The organism is Methylobacterium sp. 092160098-2, assembly GCF_028920805.1.
GTDB classification, from domain to species: domain Bacteria; phylum Pseudomonadota; class Alphaproteobacteria; order Rhizobiales; family Beijerinckiaceae; genus Methylobacterium; species Methylobacterium fujisawaense.
The window spans coordinates 1,563,280-1,582,532 of record NZ_JAQPZJ010000001.1 but is presented as its reverse complement, the minus strand read 5'-3'; the positions used below and the strand labels follow the sequence as shown (position 1 = coordinate 1,582,532).

At 74.2% G+C, this 19,253-nt stretch carries 20 protein-coding genes; 19 read left to right on the top strand and 1 reads right to left on the bottom strand.

Annotated elements, in window-relative coordinates:
- The first annotated feature begins 5 nt into the window (after positions 1 to 5).
- From PQI07_RS07455 to PQI07_RS07430, 6 genes are read left to right on the top strand one after another with little or no spacing between them, the layout of a single operon-like run.
- Positions 6 to 578 (top strand): phage tail tape measure protein, encoded by a 573-nt coding sequence (locus tag PQI07_RS07455; protein WP_043349533.1) that lies wholly within the window; start codon positions 6 to 8, stop codon positions 576 to 578.
- A 43-nt stretch (positions 579 to 621) separates the two neighbouring features.
- On the top strand, positions 622 to 1,263 hold the full coding sequence (locus PQI07_RS07450) for a DUF2460 domain-containing protein (protein ID WP_179697618.1): 642 nt from the start codon (positions 622 to 624) through the stop codon (positions 1,261 to 1,263).
- Between the two features lie 14 nt (positions 1,264 to 1,277).
- Positions 1,278 to 2,153 (top strand): DUF2163 domain-containing protein, encoded by an 876-nt coding sequence (locus tag PQI07_RS07445; RefSeq protein ID WP_053609246.1) that lies wholly within the window; start codon positions 1,278 to 1,280, stop codon positions 2,151 to 2,153.
- Positions 2,150 to 2,725, top strand: a complete 576-nt coding sequence (locus PQI07_RS07440; protein ID WP_274926364.1) for an NlpC/P60 family protein — start codon at positions 2,150 to 2,152, stop codon at positions 2,723 to 2,725. Before PQI07_RS07445 ends, PQI07_RS07440 begins: the two co-directional genes overlap by 4 nt.
- Complete coding sequence (locus PQI07_RS07435) at positions 2,713 to 6,621, top strand: baseplate multidomain protein megatron (RefSeq protein WP_274926363.1); 3,909 nt, start codon at positions 2,713 to 2,715, stop codon at positions 6,619 to 6,621. The genes PQI07_RS07440 and PQI07_RS07435 overlap by 13 nt, the downstream gene beginning before the upstream one ends.
- Before the next feature lie 18 nt (positions 6,622 to 6,639).
- Positions 6,640 to 7,896, top strand: coding sequence for a DUF2793 domain-containing protein (locus PQI07_RS07430; protein WP_274926362.1), 1,257 nt, complete (start codon positions 6,640 to 6,642; stop codon positions 7,894 to 7,896).
- Positions 7,897 to 7,935: 39 nt separating this feature from the next.
- On the opposite strand, the gene PQI07_RS07425 is transcribed toward PQI07_RS07430, so the two are convergent.
- On the bottom strand, positions 7,936 to 8,496 hold the full coding sequence (locus PQI07_RS07425) for a GDSL-type esterase/lipase family protein (protein WP_274926361.1): 561 nt from the start codon (positions 8,494 to 8,496) through the stop codon (positions 7,936 to 7,938).
- Between the two features lie 86 nt (positions 8,497 to 8,582).
- Here PQI07_RS07425 and PQI07_RS07420 point away from each other — a divergent pair, with 86 nt between their 5' ends.
- From PQI07_RS07420 to PQI07_RS07360, 13 genes are all read left to right on the top strand, one after another.
- Positions 8,583 to 9,092: a phage tail tip lysozyme gene (locus tag PQI07_RS07420; RefSeq protein WP_179697622.1), complete on the top strand. Its 510-nt coding sequence runs from the start codon at positions 8,583 to 8,585 to the stop codon at positions 9,090 to 9,092.
- 66 nt (positions 9,093 to 9,158) lie between these two features.
- Complete coding sequence (locus PQI07_RS07415; RefSeq protein WP_182591279.1) at positions 9,159 to 9,680, top strand: hypothetical protein; 522 nt, start codon at positions 9,159 to 9,161, stop codon at positions 9,678 to 9,680.
- Positions 9,681 to 9,720: 40 nt separating this feature from the next.
- Positions 9,721 to 10,080: a hypothetical protein gene (locus PQI07_RS07410; RefSeq protein WP_182591278.1), complete on the top strand. Its 360-nt coding sequence runs from the start codon at positions 9,721 to 9,723 to the stop codon at positions 10,078 to 10,080.
- A gap of 1 nt (position 10,081) precedes the next feature.
- Entirely contained in the window at positions 10,082 to 10,303 is a 222-nt protein-coding gene (locus PQI07_RS07405; protein ID WP_043354856.1) for a hypothetical protein, read from the top strand.
- 197 nt (positions 10,304 to 10,500) lie between these two features.
- Positions 10,501 to 10,872: a PepSY domain-containing protein gene (locus PQI07_RS07400; RefSeq protein ID WP_043354854.1), complete on the top strand. Its 372-nt coding sequence runs from the start codon at positions 10,501 to 10,503 to the stop codon at positions 10,870 to 10,872.
- Between the two features lie 35 nt (positions 10,873 to 10,907).
- Complete coding sequence (locus tag PQI07_RS07395; RefSeq protein WP_012321897.1) at positions 10,908 to 11,585, top strand: response regulator transcription factor; 678 nt, start codon at positions 10,908 to 10,910, stop codon at positions 11,583 to 11,585.
- Positions 11,582 to 11,947: a PrpF domain-containing protein gene (locus PQI07_RS07390; RefSeq protein WP_274926360.1), complete on the top strand. Its 366-nt coding sequence runs from the start codon at positions 11,582 to 11,584 to the stop codon at positions 11,945 to 11,947. Before PQI07_RS07395 ends, PQI07_RS07390 begins: the two co-directional genes overlap by 4 nt.
- Positions 11,948 to 11,962: 15 nt before the next feature.
- Positions 11,963 to 13,381, top strand: a complete 1,419-nt coding sequence (locus tag PQI07_RS07385) for an ATP-binding protein (RefSeq protein WP_043349505.1) — start codon at positions 11,963 to 11,965, stop codon at positions 13,379 to 13,381.
- 189 nt (positions 13,382 to 13,570) lie between these two features.
- Complete coding sequence (gene ccmI / locus PQI07_RS07380) at positions 13,571 to 15,061, top strand: c-type cytochrome biogenesis protein CcmI (protein WP_043760134.1); 1,491 nt, start codon at positions 13,571 to 13,573, stop codon at positions 15,059 to 15,061.
- Between the two features lie 184 nt (positions 15,062 to 15,245).
- Entirely contained in the window at positions 15,246 to 15,758 is a 513-nt protein-coding gene (gene ccmE / locus PQI07_RS07375; protein WP_043388080.1) for a cytochrome c maturation protein CcmE, read from the top strand.
- Between the two features lie 10 nt (positions 15,759 to 15,768).
- A complete protein-coding gene (locus PQI07_RS07370; RefSeq protein WP_043760138.1) occupies positions 15,769 to 17,769 on the top strand; it encodes a heme lyase CcmF/NrfE family subunit in 2,001 nt (666 codons plus the stop codon).
- A complete protein-coding gene (locus tag PQI07_RS07365) occupies positions 17,769 to 18,233 on the top strand; it encodes a cytochrome c-type biogenesis protein (RefSeq protein WP_274927695.1) in 465 nt (154 codons plus the stop codon). Before PQI07_RS07370 ends, PQI07_RS07365 begins: the two co-directional genes overlap by 1 nt.
- A gap of 97 nt (positions 18,234 to 18,330) precedes the next feature.
- Positions 18,331 to 18,987, top strand: coding sequence for a glutathione S-transferase family protein (locus PQI07_RS07360; RefSeq protein ID WP_043349495.1), 657 nt, complete (start codon positions 18,331 to 18,333; stop codon positions 18,985 to 18,987).
- Positions 18,988 to 19,253 lie beyond the last annotated feature (266 nt).

The following is a 19,253-nucleotide window of genomic DNA, read 5'->3' as shown; positions in this document are numbered from 1 at the left end:
CCCCGATGGCCGAGAGCGAGACCGACACCCAGGCCGACGACCGGATCAGGCAGCTCGAGACCCTCGACCGCCTGGCGCAGACTTTCGGCCGCAGCCTCGACACGGCCCTGACCCGCGGGGCCGCCTCTGGTCGCAGCCTCGACGGGGTGCTCGGCACGATCGGGGCGCGCCTGGCCGGCGTGGCGGCGCGGGCGGCGGCCGGGCCGATCCAATCGGGCGTCACGGGCCTCATCGGCGCGATGCTGGGCTCGGGCTCGGAGGCCGGCTTCGCCCGGGGCGGCGTGTTCCGGGGCGGCCGCGTCCAGCCCTTCGCCGCCGGCGGTGTCGTGGCCGCACCGACCTACTTCCCCATGGCGGGGGGCGCCGGCCTCATGGGCGAGGCCGGCCCCGAGGCGATCCTGCCCCTGGGCCGCGGTCCGGACGGGCGGCTCGGCGTCGCCGCGGGTGGCGCTCAGGCCCGGCCGGTCTCCGTGACCGTCAACATCGCGACTCCCGACCCGGGAGCCTTCCGCCGCTCCGAGGCCCAGGTGACCGCGAGCCTCGCCCGGGCGGTGGCGCGCGGCCAGCGGGCGACGTGAGGGATCCCGCCGCCGACGCCCCGCTCCAACCGCCGAGTTCGCCATGGCCGACGACTTCCACGAGGTGCTGTTCCCCCTCGACGTGTCCCTGCGCGCGAGCGGCGGCCCGCAGCGGCTCACCGAGATCGTGACCCTGGCCTCGGGCCGGGAGCACCGGAACGGCCGCTGGGCCGATTCCCGCCGCCGCTACGATGCCGGGTTCGGCATGCGCGGCCTCGACGCGCTGCATGCCGTGCTCGCCTTCTTCGAGGAGCGGCGCGGGCGGCTCTACGGCTTCCGGTTCCGCGACCGGGTCGACGGCCGCTCCGGGCCGCCCGGCCGGCCGATCGGGCCCCTCGACCAGCCGCTCGGCACGGGTGACGGCACCGCGACCGCCTTCCCCCTGGTGAAGACCTACGGTGCCGGTCTCGCGCCCTATCGCCGCCGGATCGCCAAGCCGGTGGCGGGCAGCGTCCGGGTGGCGGTCTCGGGCCGGGAGATCGAGCCCGGCGCCTTCGCCTGCGATCCGACCACCGGTCTCGTCACCTTCGCCTCCGGCCAAGTCCCGCCCCCGGGCGCCGCGGTGACGGCGGGCTTCGCCTTCGACGTTCCGGTCCGCTTCGACACCGACGCGCTGACCATCGACCTCGCCGCCTTCACGGCCGGGGAGATCCCGAAGGTGCCGCTCGTCGAGATCGTGCCCTGAGGAGGCGTGAGGCCATGCGCGACATCCCGGAGGCCTTCGCGGCCCATCTCGCGGGCGGCGTGACCACTCTGTGCCGCTGCTGGTCCCTCCGGCGGCGCGACGGGCTCGCCCTCGGCTTCACCGACCACGACCGCGACCTTACCGTCGCGGGCCTCGTCCACGCCGCCCGCACCGGGCTGGAGGCGGCCGAGGCCAGCGCCGAACTCGGCTTCGCCGTCTCGGGCGGCGATGTGGCCGGGGCGCTCAGCAGCCTCGGCCTCACCGAGGCGGACATCGCCGGCGGCCTCTACGACGGTGCCGCGGTGGAGACCTGGCTGGTCGACTGGACCAACCCCGAGACGCGGCTTCTCATCGACGTCGCCACCATCGGCGAGGTGCGCCGGGATGGGGACGCCTTCGTGGCGGAGCTGCGCGGCCTCGCCCACCGGCTCGGCGCCGAGCGGGGCCGAACCTACCGGGCGACCTGCGGTGCCGATCTCGGTGATGCGCGCTGCCGGGTGGACCGCGCCGCGTGGACGACCACCGGCCGGGTGACCGGCGTGCCGGAGCCGGCCACGCTCGCGGCGACGCTCGTCGGCGCCTTCGCGGACGGCCTGTTCACCGGCGGGCGGCTCACCTGGACCGCGGGGGCCAATGCCGGGCTCGCGGCGGATCTGCGCCTCCAGCTCGGGTCCCTGATCGAGCTCTGGACCGTGCCACCCCGGCCGGTCGCCGTCGGCGACGGTTTCAGCCTCACGGCCGGGTGCGACAAGCGCCTCGCCACGTGCCGCGACCGCTTCGCCAATGCGGTCAATTTCCAGGGCTTCCCGCACATGCCCGGCAACGACGCGGTGATGCGCGCGGTGCCGGGCTCCGACCACGTCCTCGACGGCGGGAGCCTGTTCCGATGAGCGCGATGCGGCGGGATATCGGTGTTGCGGCGCTCGGCGAGGCGCGCCTGTGGCTGGGCACGCCCTACCGGCATCAGGCCTCGCTCCGGGGCGTAGGGTGCGACTGTCTGGGCTTGCTGCGCGGGGTCTGGCGCGGGCTCTACGGGGACGAGCCGGAGGGGCCGCCCCCCTATTCAGGAACCTGGGCGGAATCGGCCGCGCCCGGGACCGACCCCCTCACCGAAGCGGCCGCCCGCCACCTCGTGCCGGTGCCGGGACCCCTGGCGGATCTGGCGCCGCGGGCGGGCGACGTCCTGCTCTTCGCCTTCCGCCGCCGCCTGCCGGCGCGCCACTGCGCCATCGCCACCGGCGACGGCGCCATGATCCATGCCCACGACGGCGCGGTGGTCGCCGAGGTGGCGCTCACCGGCTGGTGGCGTCGGCACGTGACGGGGGTGTTCCGGTTTCCGGACGTCCCGTCGGGCCGCCGCGGCGTCGCCGAGTCCGACCTGCTGCCCGGCCGCGGTGCGCATCGAGACCGCCGAGTCGATGGCGAGCAGGTCGATCTCGGAGCTCCGTCATGGCGACGCTGATCCTGTCCTCGGCCGGCGCGGCGGTGGGCACCGCCCTCGGCGGTCCGATCGGCGGCATGGTCGGTCGGGCGCTCGGCTCGGTCGCGGGCGCGGCGCTGGGCGGCGCCCTGTCGGGGTCCGGGCGATCTACGCGCTTCGTCGAAGGGCCGCGGCTCGCCGACGTGGCCGGGCTCACCTCCACCGAGGGCGATCCGATCCCGCGGGTCTACGGCCGGGCGCGGATCGGCGGCACCCTGATCTGGGCGACCCGTCCGCTGGAGGTCGCCAACACCGCGGTGCAGCGCGCCGCCGCGCCCGCCAAGGCCATGGGCGGCCTGACGGGCGGCCAAAGGACCGTCACGACCCGCTACACCTACTTTGCCAACCTCGCGGTCGGTCTGTGCGAGGGCGAGATCGCCTTCGTCCGCCGGATCTGGGCGGACGGTAAGGAGATCGACCAGGTCGGCCTGAACCTTCGGGTCCATACCGGCGGCCCCGGCCAGGAGCCCGACCCGCTCATCGTCGCCAAGGAGGGGGCTGAGAACGCGCCGGCCTATCGCGGCCTCGCCTATGTGGTGTTCGAGAACCTGCCGCTCGCCGCCTTCGGCAACCGCGTCCCGCAATTCGCCTTCGAGGTGATCCGCCCGGTCAACGGCCTGTTCGGCCGGGTGCGGGCCGTCGACCTGATCCCCGGCGCCAGCGAGTTCGGCCTCGATCCGGACCGGGTCACCGTCGATCTCGGGCTCGGCCGGACCGAGGCCGCCAACCGGCACCAGCTCCAGCGCGGCACCGACGTCGTCGCCTCCCTGGACGCCCTCCAGGCGCTCTGCCCGAACCTGCGCCGGGTCGCCGTGGTGGCGACGTGGTTCGGCACCGACCTGCGGGCGGGATCCTGCCGGGTCGTGCCGAAGGTCGAGGCCGCTCACAAGCGCGCCCTGCCGGAGGATTGGCGCGTTGCCGGGATCACCCGCGACCGGGCCGAGGTGGTCTCGACCCTGCCGGACGGCAGCCCGGCCTATGGCGGCACCCCCGCGGATGCGGGCCTGACCCGGCTGGTGGCCGAGCTGGCGCGCCGGGGGCTCGCGGTGTCGCTCTATCCGTTCGTCATGATGGACGTGCCGGCCGGCAACGCGCTGCCCGACCCGCACGTCCCCGGCGCCGCGCAGCCCGCCTATCCCTGGCGCGGCCGCATCACCTGCGATCCGGCCCCGGGCTGCCCGGGAAGCCCGGACGGGACCGCCGCGGCCGACGCGCAGGTCGCGGCCTTCTTCGCGGGCGGCTACCGCGCCGCTCTGCTCCACTACGCCGGCCTCGCGGCCGGCTGGGCGGCCTCCGGGGTGCCGCTCGCGGCCTTCGTGATCGGCAGCGAGCTCGTCGGCCTCACCCGGGTGCGCGGCGCCGCCGGCTACCCGGCCGTGGACGCCCTGCGCGACCTCGCCGCCGCGCTCCGCGAACGCCTCGGCCCGGCGGTCACCCTGGTCTACGGCGCCGACTGGACCGAATACGGCGCCCATGTCCGCGACGGCGGCGCCACGGTGCGCTTCCCCCTGGACGCGCTCTTCGCCGATCCGAACATCGGCGCCGTGGGGATCGACTGGTACCCGCCCGTCTCCGACTGGCGCGACGACCCGGACCACGCCGACCTCGCGGTGACGGGCGACATCGCCGACCGGGCCTATCTCAAGGCGCGCGGCGCGTCCGGCGAGGCCTTCGACTGGTACTACGCCGACGCGGACGACCGGGCCGCCCAGGCGCGCCGGCCGATCACCGACGGCGCCGCCGGCAAGCCGTGGCTCTACCGGGCCAAGGATCTCGTCGCGTGGTGGTCGAGCCCGCACATGGAGCGCGACGGCGGCGTCGAGACCCGCAGCACCGCCTGGGTGCCGGCCGGCAAGCCGATCTGGCTCACCGAGATCGGCGTGCCGGCGGTGGACAAGGGCACCAACGGCCCCAACGTCTTCCCGGACCCGAAATCCTCCGAGAGCGCCTTCCCGCCGGAATCCCGGGCCCTGCGGGACGAGCTGATCCAGCTCCGCGGTCTGGAGGCCGTGATCGCCCGGTTCGACCCGGCCGTGCCGGGCTTCCGGGAGGCCGACAACCCGGTCTCGCCGGTCTATGGCGGCCGCATGGTCGATCCCGACGGGATTTTCGTCTGGGCCTGGGACGCGCGGCCCTTCCCGGCCTTCCCGACGGTGCGGGGCGTCTGGGCCGACAACGCCAACTGGCGGGTGGGCCACTGGATCACCGGCCGGATCGAGGGCTGCGACCTCGACCTGCTGGTCCTGAGGATCCTCGCGGATTTCGGCTTCGACGCGCCGGTCTCCGTGGAGGCCGCCGCCTATCTCGACGGCTACGTGATCGACCGGCCGCTCACGGCACGCGGTGCCTTGGAGACCCTGGCGCAGGTCTACGGCCTCGACGTCTCGGCGGTGGCCGGGACCCTGCGCCTGCGCGGTCCCCGCCGCGACCGGCCCGTGGTCCTGGCCGAGGCCGACCTCGTCCGGCTGTCCGAGGACCGGCCGGTCCTGCACCAGGTCCGGGCCGAGGAGAGCGCCCTGCCGCGCTCCGTGGAGCTCGGGATCACCGAATCCGAGAGCCCGGATTACCGACGCGCCACGGCGGCGGCCGTGCGGCCCGCCGGCCTGCGGCGGCGCGAGACCCGGATCGAGTCGGCGATCGTCACCCGCCGCGAGACCGGCGACGGGCTCGCCGAGGCGCTGCTCGACCGGCTGATCGCGGCCCGCGACAGCGCGGTGTTCACCGTGAGCCCGCGCCGGGTCGAGCTGGAGCCCGGCGACCTCCTGGCGGTGCCCTGCGCGGTGCCGGGCGGCACGGTCCTGCGCCGGATCGACCGGATCGACGACGCGCCCACGGGCCGCCGGATCGAGGCGAGCGGCGTGCCGCCCCGGGCGGGACCCGGGCGCGGGCTGCCTCGCCAGATGGCCCAGGCGGCGGTGGCGCCGCCCGCCTTCCCGGGACCGCCGGTCGCCCTGGCCCTCGACCTGCCGATCGACCGCGGCAGCCCGACCGTCCTGCAATACGCCGCGGTGGCGGCCGAACCCTGGCCCGGCGCGGTCGCGATCTGGCGCGCGGCGGGCGACGGACCGCTCGCCCTGCACAGCGTCGTCGACTACCCGGCCTGCCTCGGGCGCACCCTGTCGGCGCTGCCGGCCGGCCCGCTCTGGCGGATCCAGCGGGGTGTGCATCTCGACGTCGCCCTGCGGCGCGGCGCGGCCCTCGCGTCGATCGGGGAGGGCGCGATGCGCGCCGGGGGCAACCTGTTCGCCCTGCTCGGCGCGGATGGCGCCGTGGAGCTGCTCTGCGCGGCGAACGCGCTGCTGACCGGGCCCGACACCTACCGGCTGTCCGGCTTCCTGCGCGGGCTCGCCGGAAGCGAGGCGGCGGCGGGGCGCGTCAGCCCGGCGGGGAGCCTGATCGTGCGCCTCGACGACGGCGCCGTGACGCCCCTGATCGACCGGCTGGACGAGGTCGGCCGCGCCTTCCGCTACCGGATCGGGCCTGCGGACAGCGATCCGGCCGATCCGGCCTTCACCGAGTTCACCGCCACGGCCGGCCTCGCGGCGCTCACGCCCCTGCGGCCGGTCCACCTGCGGGCGCGGCGCGGCGCGGATGGCGTGCGGCTCTCCTGGATCCGCCGGGCCCGCCGCGACGGCGACGCCTGGGAGCCGGCCGAGATCCCGCTCGACGAGCCGGAGGCCTACGCGGTGACGCTGTTCTCGGCCGCCGGCACGGCCCTGCGCACGCTCCGGGCCGAGGCCCAGCACTGTCTCTACGCGGACGAGGCGGCCGATTTCGGCGGGGCCCAGGCGCATCTCGACGTCGCCGTGGCGCAGATCGGGCAGGTCGCCGGCCCCGGCCCCGCCTGTCGCGCCCGCATCCCCGTCCGCACGGCCTGACCGCCCGGGAGTTGCCCCATGTCCGACGCCACGCCCCATCTCGGCCTGCCGCTGATCGCCGCCAGCCAGGCGCAGAAGCACGTCACCCACAACGAGGCGCTCGGCCTTCTCGACGCCCTCGTCCAGCTGGCCTGCCTGGACAAGGACCTCACCGCGCCGCCGCCGAGCCCCGCGGAGGGCAACCGCTACCTCGTGGTCGCCGCCGAGCCCGGGGGCGCCTGGGCGGGGCTCGCCGGACAGGTGGTGCGCTACGGCGACGGGGTCTGGACCGGCGCGGTGCCGCGGGCCGGCTGGCTCGCCTGGCTGATCGACGAGGCCGACCTCTACGTCTTCGACGGCGTGGCCTGGACGAGCTTGAGCCGGACGCTGACGGCGATCCAGAGCGTCAGCCGCCTCGGGATCAACACGGGGGCGGACGCCACCAACCGCCTCGCCGTCAAGGCCGATGCCGCGCTCCTGACCTGGGACGACGCCACGCCGGGCAGCGGCGACATGCGGGTGTTCGTCAACCGCAAGGCCGCCGCCCGCGACGCCGCTCTGGTCTTCGAGACCGGCTACGCGGCGCGGGCGATGCTGGGCACCCTCGGGAGCGACGACTTCAGCCTGAAGGTCTCGCCCGACGGGGCCGCCTTCGCCACGGCGCTCACCGCTTCGGCCCGGACCGGCGGGATCGACTTCGCCTCGGCCGAGACGGCGCTCGCGGCCGCCCCCATCACCGACCTCGGCGGTGCGGGCACGCGGCGGGTGCTCGTCACCGGCGCGGCACGGATCGCGAGCTTCGGCGCCGCGGCCGACCGGGAGCGGTTCGTGCGCTTCTCGGGGGCCGCGACCCTGGTCCACGATCCTGAGGCGCTGGCGCTGCCGACCCGGGCCGATCTCGTCACGGCCCCCGACGACACCTGCATCGCCGCCTCGGACGCGGCGGGCCGCTGGCGCGTGCACCACTACCAGCGCGCCGACGGGACGCCGCTCGCCACCGGCGCGCAGGTGCTCGGCGCGACTGGGTCGGTCCGGCTCCCGGGCGGCCTGATCGTGCAATGTGGGCTCGTCACCGCCGCCGACGCGGACGTCGCGGTGGCGTTCGGCACCGCCTTCCCGGGGAGCTGCCTCGGGGTCTGGGCGCAGCCGGTCGCCGGGGCCGGCGCCGCGCTCTACGTCGCGCAGGTCAGCGACGTGGCGGTCGCCGGGTTCACGCTCCGCACCCGTCGCGCGACGGCCGGTTCGGTGGCGGGCGCCGGGTCGGTGCCGACCTACTGGCTCGCGCTGGGTGCGTGAGCGCCTGACCCTGCGGGTCCGTCGCGGCCGCGTCCGCTGTCAGTCCGGGACTGCGCCGAGGGCCCGCAGCATGACCGGCTCCACGGCCGCGTACCCCGCCCCGTTGAGGTGGATGCCGTCGTCGGTGAGATCCCGCCGGAGCGCCCCCTCCGCCGTGGCGAGCGCCGGCCCGTAATCGACGAGGCGGGCGGGGCCCGCCGCGCAATAGCCGCGCAGCCATCCGTTCAGGGTGCGGATCCGCGCCACCGGGCGCAACTCGGGGCGCCAGCCCCAGAAGTCGCTCGGCATCACGGTGCCGATGGTGAGCGGCAGACCGGCCGCGAAGGCCATCCGCCCCATGGCGATGATGTTCTGGGCGATCGCCCGGTCCGGGACCGGGCCGCCGATCTCCGCGATGTCGTTGATCCCGCAGAGCAGATGGACGCCGCGCGCATCCGCGGTGTCCCGGAGGAAGCGCGCCCGGATCTGCGCGCTCGTCTCGCCCGGCACCCCCCGGGCCACGAAGCCGTGTCGCGCGAAGGTCTCGGCCCGCACGACGCCCCAGGCGGCGGTGATCGAATCGCCGATGAACACGAGCGGCCGGTCCTGTCCGCGTCCCACACGTCCCCCATCGGCGCCGCGCCCGGGATCGGGCGGCGCCGCCTTAGCCCGGCGGGGTCGGGCACGCCACCGTCCGGAGCACGCCCATGTCGAGCCCCCTCCCGAATGCGCGGGATTCCTTCGCCGCCTCATGCCGCCGCCTCGGGCCGCGGCTGATGCGCGATCTCGGCCTGAGTGACGTCCAGGCCGCCGGGCTCCTGGGCAATCTCGGCTACGAGACCGGCGGGTTCCGCCACCTCCAGGAGATCGCCCCCGCGGTGCCCGGCTCCCGCGGCGGATGGGGGCTCGCCCAGTGGACCGGCCCCCGGCGCGTTGCCCTGGAGGCCTGGTGCCGGGCGCGCGGCCTTGATCCCGCCGATCCCGAAGCGGGCTACGGCTATCTCTGCGCCGAGCTGCGCACCACCGAGGCGCCGGCCCTCGCCGCCCTGAGAACCACGACGACCCTCGCGGCCGCCACCGAGACGGTCTGGCGGCGCTACGAGCGACCGGGCGTCGTCGCCCCCGCGCGCCGCCTCGCCTGGGCCCGCCGGGCGCTCGCCGCCCTTCGCGACGGTCCCGCCGCTCCGGCACCGGCCCGGCGGCCCGGACGGGCCTGACCGGCCCCGTCGCACCCGATCCCGAGCCGGCCGGGTCCGCCGCGCGCATAGCCACGGAGATCGACGATGATGCACCATATCCGGGCGGGCCTCGCCCTCGCCTGCACGAGCCTGTCGCTTGCCGCGCTCGCCGAGCCGGCCGCCGCCCGTTCCGCCACCAACCTGGCGATCCCGTGGGGCGACTGGCTGGTCGGCCTGCTCCAGCCGGTGACCGCCGCCCTCGTGCCCCTCGCCGCCGCCGCCGTCACCGCCGGCATCGCCCGGGTCGCGCCCTGGGCCGCCTCGGTGCTCACCCGCGATCGGATCGAGGCCGCGATCCGCGCCGGGGCCGAGTTCGGGCAGAATGCCGTGGCCGGGGCCGCCCGGGGCCGAACCGTCGGCGTCGATGTCGGCGCCGCAGTGGTGGCCGCCGGCGCCCGTCACGTGCTCGCGACCGCCCCCGCGCACGTCGTCCGGAAGGCGGGCGGGCCCGAGGGCGTCGCCGCGCGGATCTTCCGGGCGCTGCCCCTCGATCCGCAGGCGAGCGCAGCCAACGTCCTCGCCCCGGCGCTGACCCAACTGCGCGAGCCGGACAAGCGCCGCGGCTGAGGCCGGCGCCCCGGGAGCCCGTGGAACAGGGATCGACGCCATGAATACCGCCCGCACCACGACCCGCAGGGCCTCGGGATGGGCAGTCGAGCCCCCCGAGGACGGGGCCGGTCCCGGCGTCGCGCTGGGCGGCCGGCCCCGGACGATCCGCTTCCCGCCCTTCTGGCACGCGTGGTTTGCGCGTCAGACCGAGCCGCGGCTCGCCGCCCTCGACGAGCTGGTCGACGCGCATGTCGAGCGCCGGGCGCTGCGCCGCTACCTGCGGCGGCTGAAGCACGCGACGGTGTTCGCCTTCGTCGCCGCGGCGGCGGCCGCGCACTGGTTCTCCGATCAGGTCGCGTGGCTCGCCGCGCATGTCCCGGCCCTGCGGGCCCTCTGGAAGCTGCTGACGGGAGCGTGAGATGCGTCTGCGCTGGGACAGGGTTCTCGACCGGGCCTGGCTCGCCCTGGCCGCCACCGCGGCGGTGACGGTCGCCGTCCACGAGGGCGGCGCGGTCGGCCGGCGCGCCTGGACGCTCGGGTCCGGCGGCGGCGCGCTGGCCGCGCCGGCGGGACCCGGCGGGGTCAACCCGCCGGCCCGCGCCGCCCTGGCCTGCGGGCCCGCCCCGGCTCCGTCGCCATGACAGCGGTCGACGCGCCTGTGCGAAGCGGCCCGCGGCGTGGAACCGGGCGCCGCCTCGGCCGTCATGTCGGCACGATGCCGTCCGCCGCCAGATCAACCGCGAAGGGAATGTCCGGACCGACGCCGACAACCGCCGGGGTTGACGCACGGCTACGTATTCAGGACGCATTCAGTGCCCTGGGCGCACATCGTTCGCCAATGCGCTACGCCATCGCCCTCGTCGCCATCAGCCTGACCGCCGCGGCCCTCGCCGCGGGCGGGTTCGGCTCCATGGCGGATGACGGGCCGGCCCCCCAGACGGGCGCCGTCTCCAGCCAGGCGCCGCTGCGCATCGAGAGCTGCCTGTCCCCCGCCGACCTGCGCGAGGAGGTCGGCGAGCGGCGGGTGATCCCGCCCGTGGCGGCGATCCGCGCGGCCCGCACGGTGATCCCCCGGGCCGAGATCCAGCGGGCGAGCCTCTGCCGTCACGAGGGCGGCCTCGTCTATATGCTCACCGCCTTGCGCCGGGACGGGCATTTCGTGCACGTGATCGTGGATGCGCGCACCGGCACCGTGGCGGGACAGTATTGAGCGGGCGCCGCAACCGTGTCGGAGGGGAGTAAGCCGTGCGACTGCTCGTCGTCGAGGATGACAAGGACATCAACCGGCAGGTCGTGGCCGCGCTGGAGGAGGCCGGCTACGTGGCCGACAAGGCCTATGACGGCGAGGAGGGCGGCTATCTCGGCGAGAGCGAGCCCTACGACGCCATCATCCTCGACATGGGCCTGCCCAAGGCCGACGGCGTCACGGTGCTCCAGAAGTGGCGCCGGGCCGGCGTGAAGACGCCGGTGATCATCCTCACCGCCCGGGACCGCTGGTCCGACAAGGTCGACGGTTTCGATGCCGGTGCCGACGACTACGTCACCAAGCCCTTCCACATGGAGGAGCTGATGGCCCGCGTCCGGGCGCTGCTGCGCCGCGCCGCCGGACACGCCACCAGCCAGATCGCCTGCGGGCCGGTCACCCTCGACACACGCTCCGGCAAGGTCTTCGTCGACGGCGCCCAGGTGAAGCTGACGAGCCACGAGTACCGGCTGCTCTCCTACCTGATGCACCATACCGGCCGGGTCGTGTCCCGGGCCGAACTGACCGAGCACCTCTACGATCAGGATTTCGACCGTGACTCGAACACGATCGAGGTGTTTGTCGGCCGCCTGCGCAAGAAGCTCGCGGTGGACCTGATCCAGACCGTGCGCGGCCTCGGCTATCTCGTGGATCCCAACCAGCCGCCGGCGCGGATGTGAGCGCGGCCGCACGTTCCGGCACGCTGCCGGCCGTCTTCATGCGCGGCGGCACCAGCAAGGCGCTGATGCTGCACCGCCGGGACGTACCGGGAGATGTCGCCGCCCGGGAGCCGGTCTTCCTCTCCACCATGGACAGTCCCGACCCGTTCGGGCGGCAGCTCAACGGCATGGGCGGGGGCGTCTCGTCGGTGTCGAAGACCTGTGTGGTGGAGCGCTCTGCGCGGCCGGATGCCGACATCGACGACACCTTCTTGCAGGTCGTGGTCGGCGACGGCTGGCGGGTCGCGCGCGGCGCGTTCGTCCGCACGGCGCGCCCGCTGATGCGGGGCACCGTGTTCGACGATGCGCCGCCGCCCGTCTGAGCGACCGACGCATCCATGATCGACCTCATCGGCCTCTTCTCCCTGCGCCGCCGCTCCATCGCGGTGCGGCTCGCCGTGTCGGCGTTCCTGTCGAGCTCCGCGATCCTGCTGATCGCGGCCTGGATCCTCACGACCCTCTATCGCGAGAACACCGAGCGCTCCTTCGACAGCCGGCTCCTCGTCTTCGCCAACAACCTCGCCACCGATCTCGTCTCGCCCAACGATCCCGAGAGCCGGACCTTCTCGCTGGGCGATCCGCGCTTCGACCTGCCCCTGTCCGGCTGGTACTGGCAGGTCGGCAAGCCCGACGCGAAGCCGCGGGACGTGCGCACCTCCCGCTCGCTGGTCGGCGTGCCGCTGCCGGCGGCCACCGATTCGGACGGCAAGGCCGGCGTCGGCCAGATCCGCCAGGGCTACGGCAAGGGGCAGGACGGGCGCCTCCTGCGCATCATGGAGCGCGACGTCGATCTCGGCGAGGAGGGCCGCTACACGGTCCGGGTCGCGGGTCCCGCCGACGAGATCGTCAACGACGTCGACCGGTTCCGCAATTCGCTGACCATCACCTTCGGCCTGCTGGGCCTGTCGCTGGCGATCACAACCCTGCTGCAGATCCGGTTCGGCCTCGCGCCGCTCAAGAAGATGCGTGCGGCGCTGGGCGCCGTGCGCCGGGGCGAGGCCGACCGCATCACCGGCACCTATCCCCGCGACATCGCGCCGCTCACCGGCGAGGTGAACCTCCTGATCGAGACCAACCGGGAGATCCTGGAGCGTGCCCGCACCCAGGTCGGCAACCTCGCCCACGCCCTGAAGACGCCGCTCTCGATCATCGTCAACGAGGTCGGCGCCTCCGATGCCCCCGAGGAGCTGACGCACAAGATCCGCGAGCAGGCCGCGGTGATGCGCGATCAGGTCAATTACCATCTGGACCGGGCGCGGGCCGCGGCGCTCGCCGGCACGCTCGGCACCTCGACCGAGGTGGAGCCGGCGCTGGCCGGCCTCGTGCGCACCTTCGGGAAGATCTACCGGGACAAGGATATCGCCTACGACGTCCACGTGCCTCCCGGCCTGCGCTTCCGCGGCGAGCGCCAAGACTTCGAGGAGATGGTCGGCAACCTCGTCGACAACGCGTCGAAATGGGCCCACGGCCGGGTGGCGATCCGGGCCGAGGCGGTCGACAAGGACGATTATCCCCACCTCGTCGTCGCCATCGAGGATGACGGCCCCGGCCTGCCGCCGGAGGCCCGCCAGGCCGTGCTCGGCCGGGGGCGGCGCCTCGACGAATCGAAGCCCGGATCCGGCCTCGGCCTGTCGATCGTGGCCGACCTCGCCGCCCTGTACCGGGGGCGGTTCACCCTGGAGGAGGGAGCGCTCGGCGGCCTGCGGGCGGTGCTGGAGGTGCCGGGCGACCTGCCCGTCGGCACCGCGACCCACTGAGGCCGTCCGCGAGTTCCGCGAGGGGGCGGTGTGAGGCCGACGCGGCCTCATGGCCCAGCCCAGGCCCTTGTCATCGTGGGAGAGTTGCGTGACACCGTGCCGCCGTCGGGAGGCGTCGTGGCATCACGCTGCCGGCTCCACAGGGCGTGGGGAGGGGCGGGCCGGTCCGGCTCGTTGGCGGAAAGGTCCATGACGGCGATCTGGTTCATTCTGGCGGCCATGACCGCGGCGACCGTTCTCGGCCTGCTCTGGCCGATGTCGCGGCGCGCCGCCGTGCCGACCGGCGAGGCGGGCGGGAGCGGGCTCGCCACCGAGACCGCCTTCTACGAGGATCAGATCGCCGAGATCGACCGCGACCTCGAACGCGGCCTGATCGCTCCGGACGAGGCCGAGACCGCCAAGGCCGAGGCGGCCCGCCGCCTGCTCCGGGCAAGCCGCGAGGCGCAGCGCGAGGCCGAGGATGCCGGCCTCGTCGAGGCCGCGCGCCCGGCCGAGCCGCGCCTGCGCCGGCGGCGGGCCGCCTCGGCCTTCGCGCTCTCCACCATTCCCCTCGTGGCGCTGATCGCCTACGGCCTCTACGGCTCGCCCGAACTGCCCGCGCAGACGGAAGCCGACCGGCAGGCCACCCGCGGCGGGGCCGACGAACTCATGAAGGCGGTGGGGCAGATCGAGGCGCGCCTCGCCCGGGACCCGAACGACGCCCGCGGCTGGGCGGTGCTCGCCCCGGTCTACATGCGCACCGGCCGCTTCGACGATGCCGCCCGCGCCTACGCCAACATCGCGCGCCTGAAGGGCGAGACCGCCGACACCCTCGCCGATCAGGCCGAGGCCCTCACGGCGGCCGGCGACGGCACCGTCTCGCCCGAGGCCAAGGCCCTGTTCGAGAAGGCCCAGGCCAAGGAGCCGAACGCCCCGAAGCCGCGCTTCTATCTGGCCCGGGCGGCCGAGCAGGCCGGCGATACCGGTGAGGCAATCCGCCAGCTCACCGAACTCGAGGCCAGCAGCCCGCCGACCGCCCCCTGGCTCGGAATCGTCAAGCAGAGCCTCGCCCGCCTCAAGGGCGAGCCGCCGCCGCCCCCGACGACGCCCCAGGCCGCCCCGAAGATCCCGGCCGAGCAGCAGGCGGCGATCCGCGGCATGGTCGACGGTCTCGATGCCCGCCTCAAGGCCGGCGGCGGCACCTCCGACGAATGGCTGAGGCTCGTCCGGTCGCGGGTGGTCCTCGGCGAGCCCGATCAGGCGGCCGCCGCCCTGGCCCGGGCCCGGACCGCCCTCGCGGGTGACCCGCAGGGGCTCGCCCAGGTGGAGCAGGGCGCCCGCGCCGTGGGACTCGGCGCGGAGGGCGCGGCGCCCGGGCCCGCCGGGTCGGGTGAGGCCGGCCCGACCGCGCAGGCCGAGAAGGAGGCCGCGATGGCGGCGGTGCGCGCCATGCCGCAGGCGGAGCAGCAGGCGGCGATTCGCAGCATGGTCGAGGGGCTCGACCGGCGCCTCGCCGCGCGGGGCGGCACGCCGGACGAGTGGATGCGCCTCGTGCGCTCCTACAGCGCGCTGGGCGAGCGCGACCAGGCCGTGAAGGCCCTCGACCGCGCCCGGATGGCGCTGGCCGCCAACAGCGACGCGGTGGCGCGGCTCGACGGACTCGCCCGGGAGCTGGACCTCGCCGCCAAGCCGAATCCCTGACAAGCCCGATCCGCGACACCGCGAAATCGTGAGGCCGCCTGCGCGGGACGGGGCCCGTACGACAATCGGTCCTGATGCCCGCCCTTGACCCGCGGGCGCCTGGAGCCGACACCCTCAAGACTAGAATGAGAACGGTTCCGGTCGGGGCGGGTCTCCGCGCGCCGGACCGCGGGGTGGAAGTATCGTGACGCGTAAGAAACGCCGCCTGATCCTGATCGCCGCCTGCGGCAGCGTGCTGGCGCTCGCCGTGGGGCTGATCCTGTACGCCATGAGCGGCTCGATCGTGTTCTTCCGCTCGCCCACCGACATCGCCCAGCAGGCCATCGCCCCGGGCACGCGCCTGCGGCTCGGCGGTCTGGTGAAGGACGGCTCGCTCAGGCGCGGCCCGGACCAGACGGTCGATTTCGCCGTCACCGACACGAACGCCACCGTCGCGGTCCACTACAAGGGGCTGTTGCCGGACCTGTTCCGGGAAGGGCAGGGCGTGGTCGCCGAGGGGGTCCTGGAGCCCGGCGGCGAGTTCCGCGCCGACACGGTGCTCGCCAAGCACGACGAATCCTACATGCCCCGCGAGGTGGCCGACGCGCTGAAGGCGCAGGGGCGCTGGCAGGAGGGGGGGCCGAACAAGGCGGCCCCGGCGCCGAAACCCGCTACGGCGGCGGCGGACAGCACCCTCGGCCCCCGCAGCGAGCGGTGAGGGAATCCGCATGATCGTCGAGACCGGTCACTTCGCCCTCGCGCTCGCGCTGGCGATCTCCCTCGTCCAGATGGTGATGCCGATCTGGGCGGCACGTTCGGGCGATCCGGCCCTGCGCCAGACCGCTTCGCAGGCGGCGCTCGGCGCCTTCGCCTGCGTGTTGTTCGCCTTCGCGGCGCTCACCTGGGCGCACGTCACCTCCGATTTCTCGGTCCAGAACGTCGTCGAGAATTCGCACACGCAGAAGCCGCTGATCTACAAGCTGTCCGGCGTCTGGGGGAACCACGAGGGCTCGATGCTCCTCTGGGTGCTGATCCTCACGCTGTTCGGCGCCTGCGTGGCCGCCGCCAAGAACGCGGTGCCGCCGCGGCTGCGGGCCAACACCCTGGGCGTGCAGGGGCTGATCACCTTCGTGTTCGTGCTGTTCATCATCACGACCTCGAACCCGTTCACCCGCGTGATCCCGGCGCCGCTCGAGGGCAACGACCTCAACCCGCTGCTGCAGGATCCCGGCCTCGCGATCCATCCGCCGCTCCTCTATGTCGGCTATGTCGGCTTCTCGATCAGCTTCGCCTTCGCGGTGGCCGCGCTGATCGACGGGCGGATCGACGCCGTCTGGGCGCGGGCGGTGCGACCCTGGACGCTGACCGCGTGGTGCTTCCTGACCCTCGGAATCGCGATGGGCTCCTATTGGGCCTATTACGAACTCGGCTGGGGCGGCTGGTGGTTCTGGGATCCGGTCGAGAACGCCTCGCTGATGCCGTGGATCGCCGGCACGGCGCTGCTCCACTCCACGGTGGTGATGGAGAAGCGCGACGCCCTGAAGGTCTGGACGGTGCTGCTCGCCATCCTGACCTTCTCGCTCTCGCTGATCGGCACCTTCCTGGTCCGCTCCGGGGTCATCACCTCGGTGCATTCCTTCGCCACCGACCCGACCCGCGGCGTCTTCATCCTGGCGATCCTGGTGCTGTTCATCGGCGGCTCGCTGACGCTGTTCGCGTGGCGCGCGCCGCTGCTCCGGCAGGGCGGTCTGTTCGCGCCGATCTCCCGCGAGGGCTCGCTCGTCCTCAACAACCTCTTCCTGGTGGCGGCCTGCGCCACCGTGCTGGTCGGCACCCTCTACCCGCTGGTGCTGGAGATGCTGACCGGCGAGAAGATCACGGTCGGGCCGCCCTTCTTCAATTCCACCTTCGTGCCGCTCGCGATCCCGCTGCTGCTGATCGTGCCCGTGGGGCAGGCACTGGCCTGGAAGCGCGGCGACGTGCTCGCCGCCGCCCAGCGCCTCTTCGCCGCGCTGGCGGTGGCCCTGGTCGTCGGCTTCGTGGTCCTGGCCCTCACCTGGGGCGGCCCGGTCCTGGCGCCGGTGGGGATCGGCCTCGGCGCCTATCTGCTGATCGGCTCCGTTCTGGAGATCGTCACCCGCGCCCGGGGCTACGGGGCGAGCCGGGCCCGCTCGCTCGGCCAGATCGGGCGCCGCGCCGTCGGCCTGCCGCGCTCGGCCTGGGGCACCGCCATCGCCCATGCCGGGGTCGGCGTGGTGGTGCTGGGCATCGCCGCGCAGGGCTGGGCCACCGAGGGCTTGGCGACCCTCAAGCCCGGCCAGACTCTGGCGACGGGGCCCTACACGGCCACCCTGGACCGGGTCGCGCCGCGCAAGGGACCGAACTACGAGGAGGCCGCCGCCTACCTGACGATCCGCACCCGGGCCGGCGACGAGGTCGGCCAGGTCGAGACCGGCAAGCGCTTCTACCCGAGCCGCAAGATGGCGGTGACGGAGTCCGGGCTGCTGACGATCGGCGCCAGCCAGGTCTATGCGAGCCTCGGCGAGATCGGCCAGGACGGTGGCGTCGGCCTGCGCCTCTACTACAAGCCGCTGGTCCTGCTGATCTGGCTCGGGGCGGTGGTGATGGCGGTCGGCGGCGGCCTGTCGCTGACGGACCGGCGGATGCGCGTGGGCGTCCCCGCCAAGGCGAAGGCGCGGCCGCTTCCCGTCGCGGTGCCGGCCGAATGATGGCGCGCCGCTCCCTCCGATCGGCCCTGGCGGCGCTGGCCCTGCTGGCGTCGCTTCCCGCCCACGCGGTCCAGCCCGACGAGGTGCTGAAGGATCCCACCCTGGAGCACCGCGCCCGGGAGATCTCGGCCGAGCTGCGCTGTCTCGTCTGCCAGAACCAGTCGATCGACGATTCCGACGCGCCGCTCGCCAAGGACCTGCGCCTGATCGTGCGCGAGCGGCTGCAGAAGGGGGACAGCGACAAGGCGGTGCTCGATTACGTCGTGGCGCGCTACGGCGAGTTCGTGCTGCTGCGCCCGGTCTTCGCGCTGCACACCCTGCTGCTCTGGCTGACCCCGGTTCTGGCGGTGCTGCTGGGCGGCTTCGGCCTCTGGCGCCTCGCCCGCCGCCGGCCGCCCGCGCCGGTCCGGACTCTGTCGGCCGCCGAGCAGGCGGAGGTCGCGGCGCTGCTGCGACGCGATTAGAATTGGGGGCGGTAGCGATTCGCCCGCCCCATTCGGCACGAGTCTTGGATCGGGCTTCGCAGACCGCATGATCGGCGACGCGCCCCGGGGCAGGACGATGACGGCCGCTACGCTCACCATCTCGAGCCGCAATTATTCCTCGTGGTCGCTGCGGGGCTGGCTGATCTGCCGAATGGCCGGTCTCGACTTCCAGACCGAGGTCCTGTCCGGCACGGATGCCACCAGCCGGGCGGAGCTGCTGCACCTGTCGCCGTCGTTCCTGGTGCCGCGCCTGCGCCACGGCGACGTGGTCGTCTGGGACACCCTGGCCATCGCCGAATACCTCGCCGAGACTTTTCCCGCGGCCGGTTTCCTTCCCGGCAACGCGGCGGAGCGCGCCCATTGCCGGTCCATCTCCGGCGAGATGCATTCCGGCTTCGTCAATCTCCGCTCGGCCCTGCCGATGAACCTGCGTGCCTTCCACCCTGACTTCCGGGTGTTCAACGGCGCGAAGGCCGACATCGAGCGTATCGTGACGATCTTCGACGATTGCCTGGACCGCTACGACGGGCCGTACCTGTTCGGAGCGCGACCGTGCCTGGCGGACGCCATGTATGCCCCGGTCTGCACCCGCTTCCGCACCTACGACGTCGCCCTGCCGCCCCGCGCCGCCGCCTACCGCGACACGATCCTGCACTGGCCGCTGATGGTGGAATGGGCGGAAGCCGCTGCCGACGAGCCGGACGAGATCGAAGAACTGGAGATGGAGTTCTGACGAGCCGCCTGCTTGGCGTCCGGCCTGCGCAGGTCGTCCCTGCGAGCGGGGCGCGCAGGCAACCCGGATGCCCTCCTTCGGTCGCTCCCAGTCGCCGCCGGACGAAGGCGACTCACGCACCCAACGATCCAGGTGACGGGACACGGGCCAGCGTCGCGGAGGTGCATGGCTCGCGCCGCTCGGAAAGGCAGAGGCGGACGATCGAGCAGATTCACCGTGTGGATGCAATTTATTGCAGGGCACAAATTCATGTTGCGCCGCACGCA

What these genes read in the sequence shown, in the direction of transcription:
- PQI07_RS07455 (WP_043349533.1), top strand. Translation starts at nt 6, where the DNA reads ATGGCCGAGAGCGAGACCGACACCCAGGCCGACGACCGGATCAGGCAG.
- PQI07_RS07450 (WP_179697618.1), top strand. Translation starts at nt 622, where the DNA reads ATGGCCGACGACTTCCACGAGGTGCTGTTCCCCCTCGACGTGTCCCTG.
- PQI07_RS07445 (WP_053609246.1), top strand. Translation starts at nt 1,278, where the DNA reads ATGCGCGACATCCCGGAGGCCTTCGCGGCCCATCTCGCGGGCGGCGTG.
- PQI07_RS07440 (WP_274926364.1), top strand. Translation starts at nt 2,150, where the DNA reads ATGAGCGCGATGCGGCGGGATATCGGTGTTGCGGCGCTCGGCGAGGCG.
- PQI07_RS07435 (WP_274926363.1), top strand. Translation starts at nt 2,713, where the DNA reads ATGGCGACGCTGATCCTGTCCTCGGCCGGCGCGGCGGTGGGCACCGCC.
- PQI07_RS07430 (WP_274926362.1), top strand. Translation starts at nt 6,640, where the DNA reads ATGTCCGACGCCACGCCCCATCTCGGCCTGCCGCTGATCGCCGCCAGC.
- PQI07_RS07420 (WP_179697622.1), top strand. Translation starts at nt 8,583, where the DNA reads ATGTCGAGCCCCCTCCCGAATGCGCGGGATTCCTTCGCCGCCTCATGC.
- PQI07_RS07415 (WP_182591279.1), top strand. Translation starts at nt 9,159, where the DNA reads ATGATGCACCATATCCGGGCGGGCCTCGCCCTCGCCTGCACGAGCCTG.
- PQI07_RS07410 (WP_182591278.1), top strand. Translation starts at nt 9,721, where the DNA reads ATGAATACCGCCCGCACCACGACCCGCAGGGCCTCGGGATGGGCAGTC.
- PQI07_RS07405 (WP_043354856.1), top strand. Translation starts at nt 10,082, where the DNA reads ATGCGTCTGCGCTGGGACAGGGTTCTCGACCGGGCCTGGCTCGCCCTG.
- PQI07_RS07400 (WP_043354854.1), top strand. Translation starts at nt 10,501, where the DNA reads ATGCGCTACGCCATCGCCCTCGTCGCCATCAGCCTGACCGCCGCGGCC.
- PQI07_RS07385 (WP_043349505.1), top strand. Translation starts at nt 11,963, where the DNA reads ATGATCGACCTCATCGGCCTCTTCTCCCTGCGCCGCCGCTCCATCGCG.
- ccmI (WP_043760134.1), top strand. Translation starts at nt 13,571, where the DNA reads ATGACGGCGATCTGGTTCATTCTGGCGGCCATGACCGCGGCGACCGTT.
- PQI07_RS07370 (WP_043760138.1), top strand. Translation starts at nt 15,769, where the DNA reads ATGATCGTCGAGACCGGTCACTTCGCCCTCGCGCTCGCGCTGGCGATC.
- PQI07_RS07365 (WP_274927695.1), top strand. Translation starts at nt 17,769, where the DNA reads ATGGCGCGCCGCTCCCTCCGATCGGCCCTGGCGGCGCTGGCCCTGCTG.
- PQI07_RS07360 (WP_043349495.1), top strand. Translation starts at nt 18,331, where the DNA reads ATGACGGCCGCTACGCTCACCATCTCGAGCCGCAATTATTCCTCGTGG.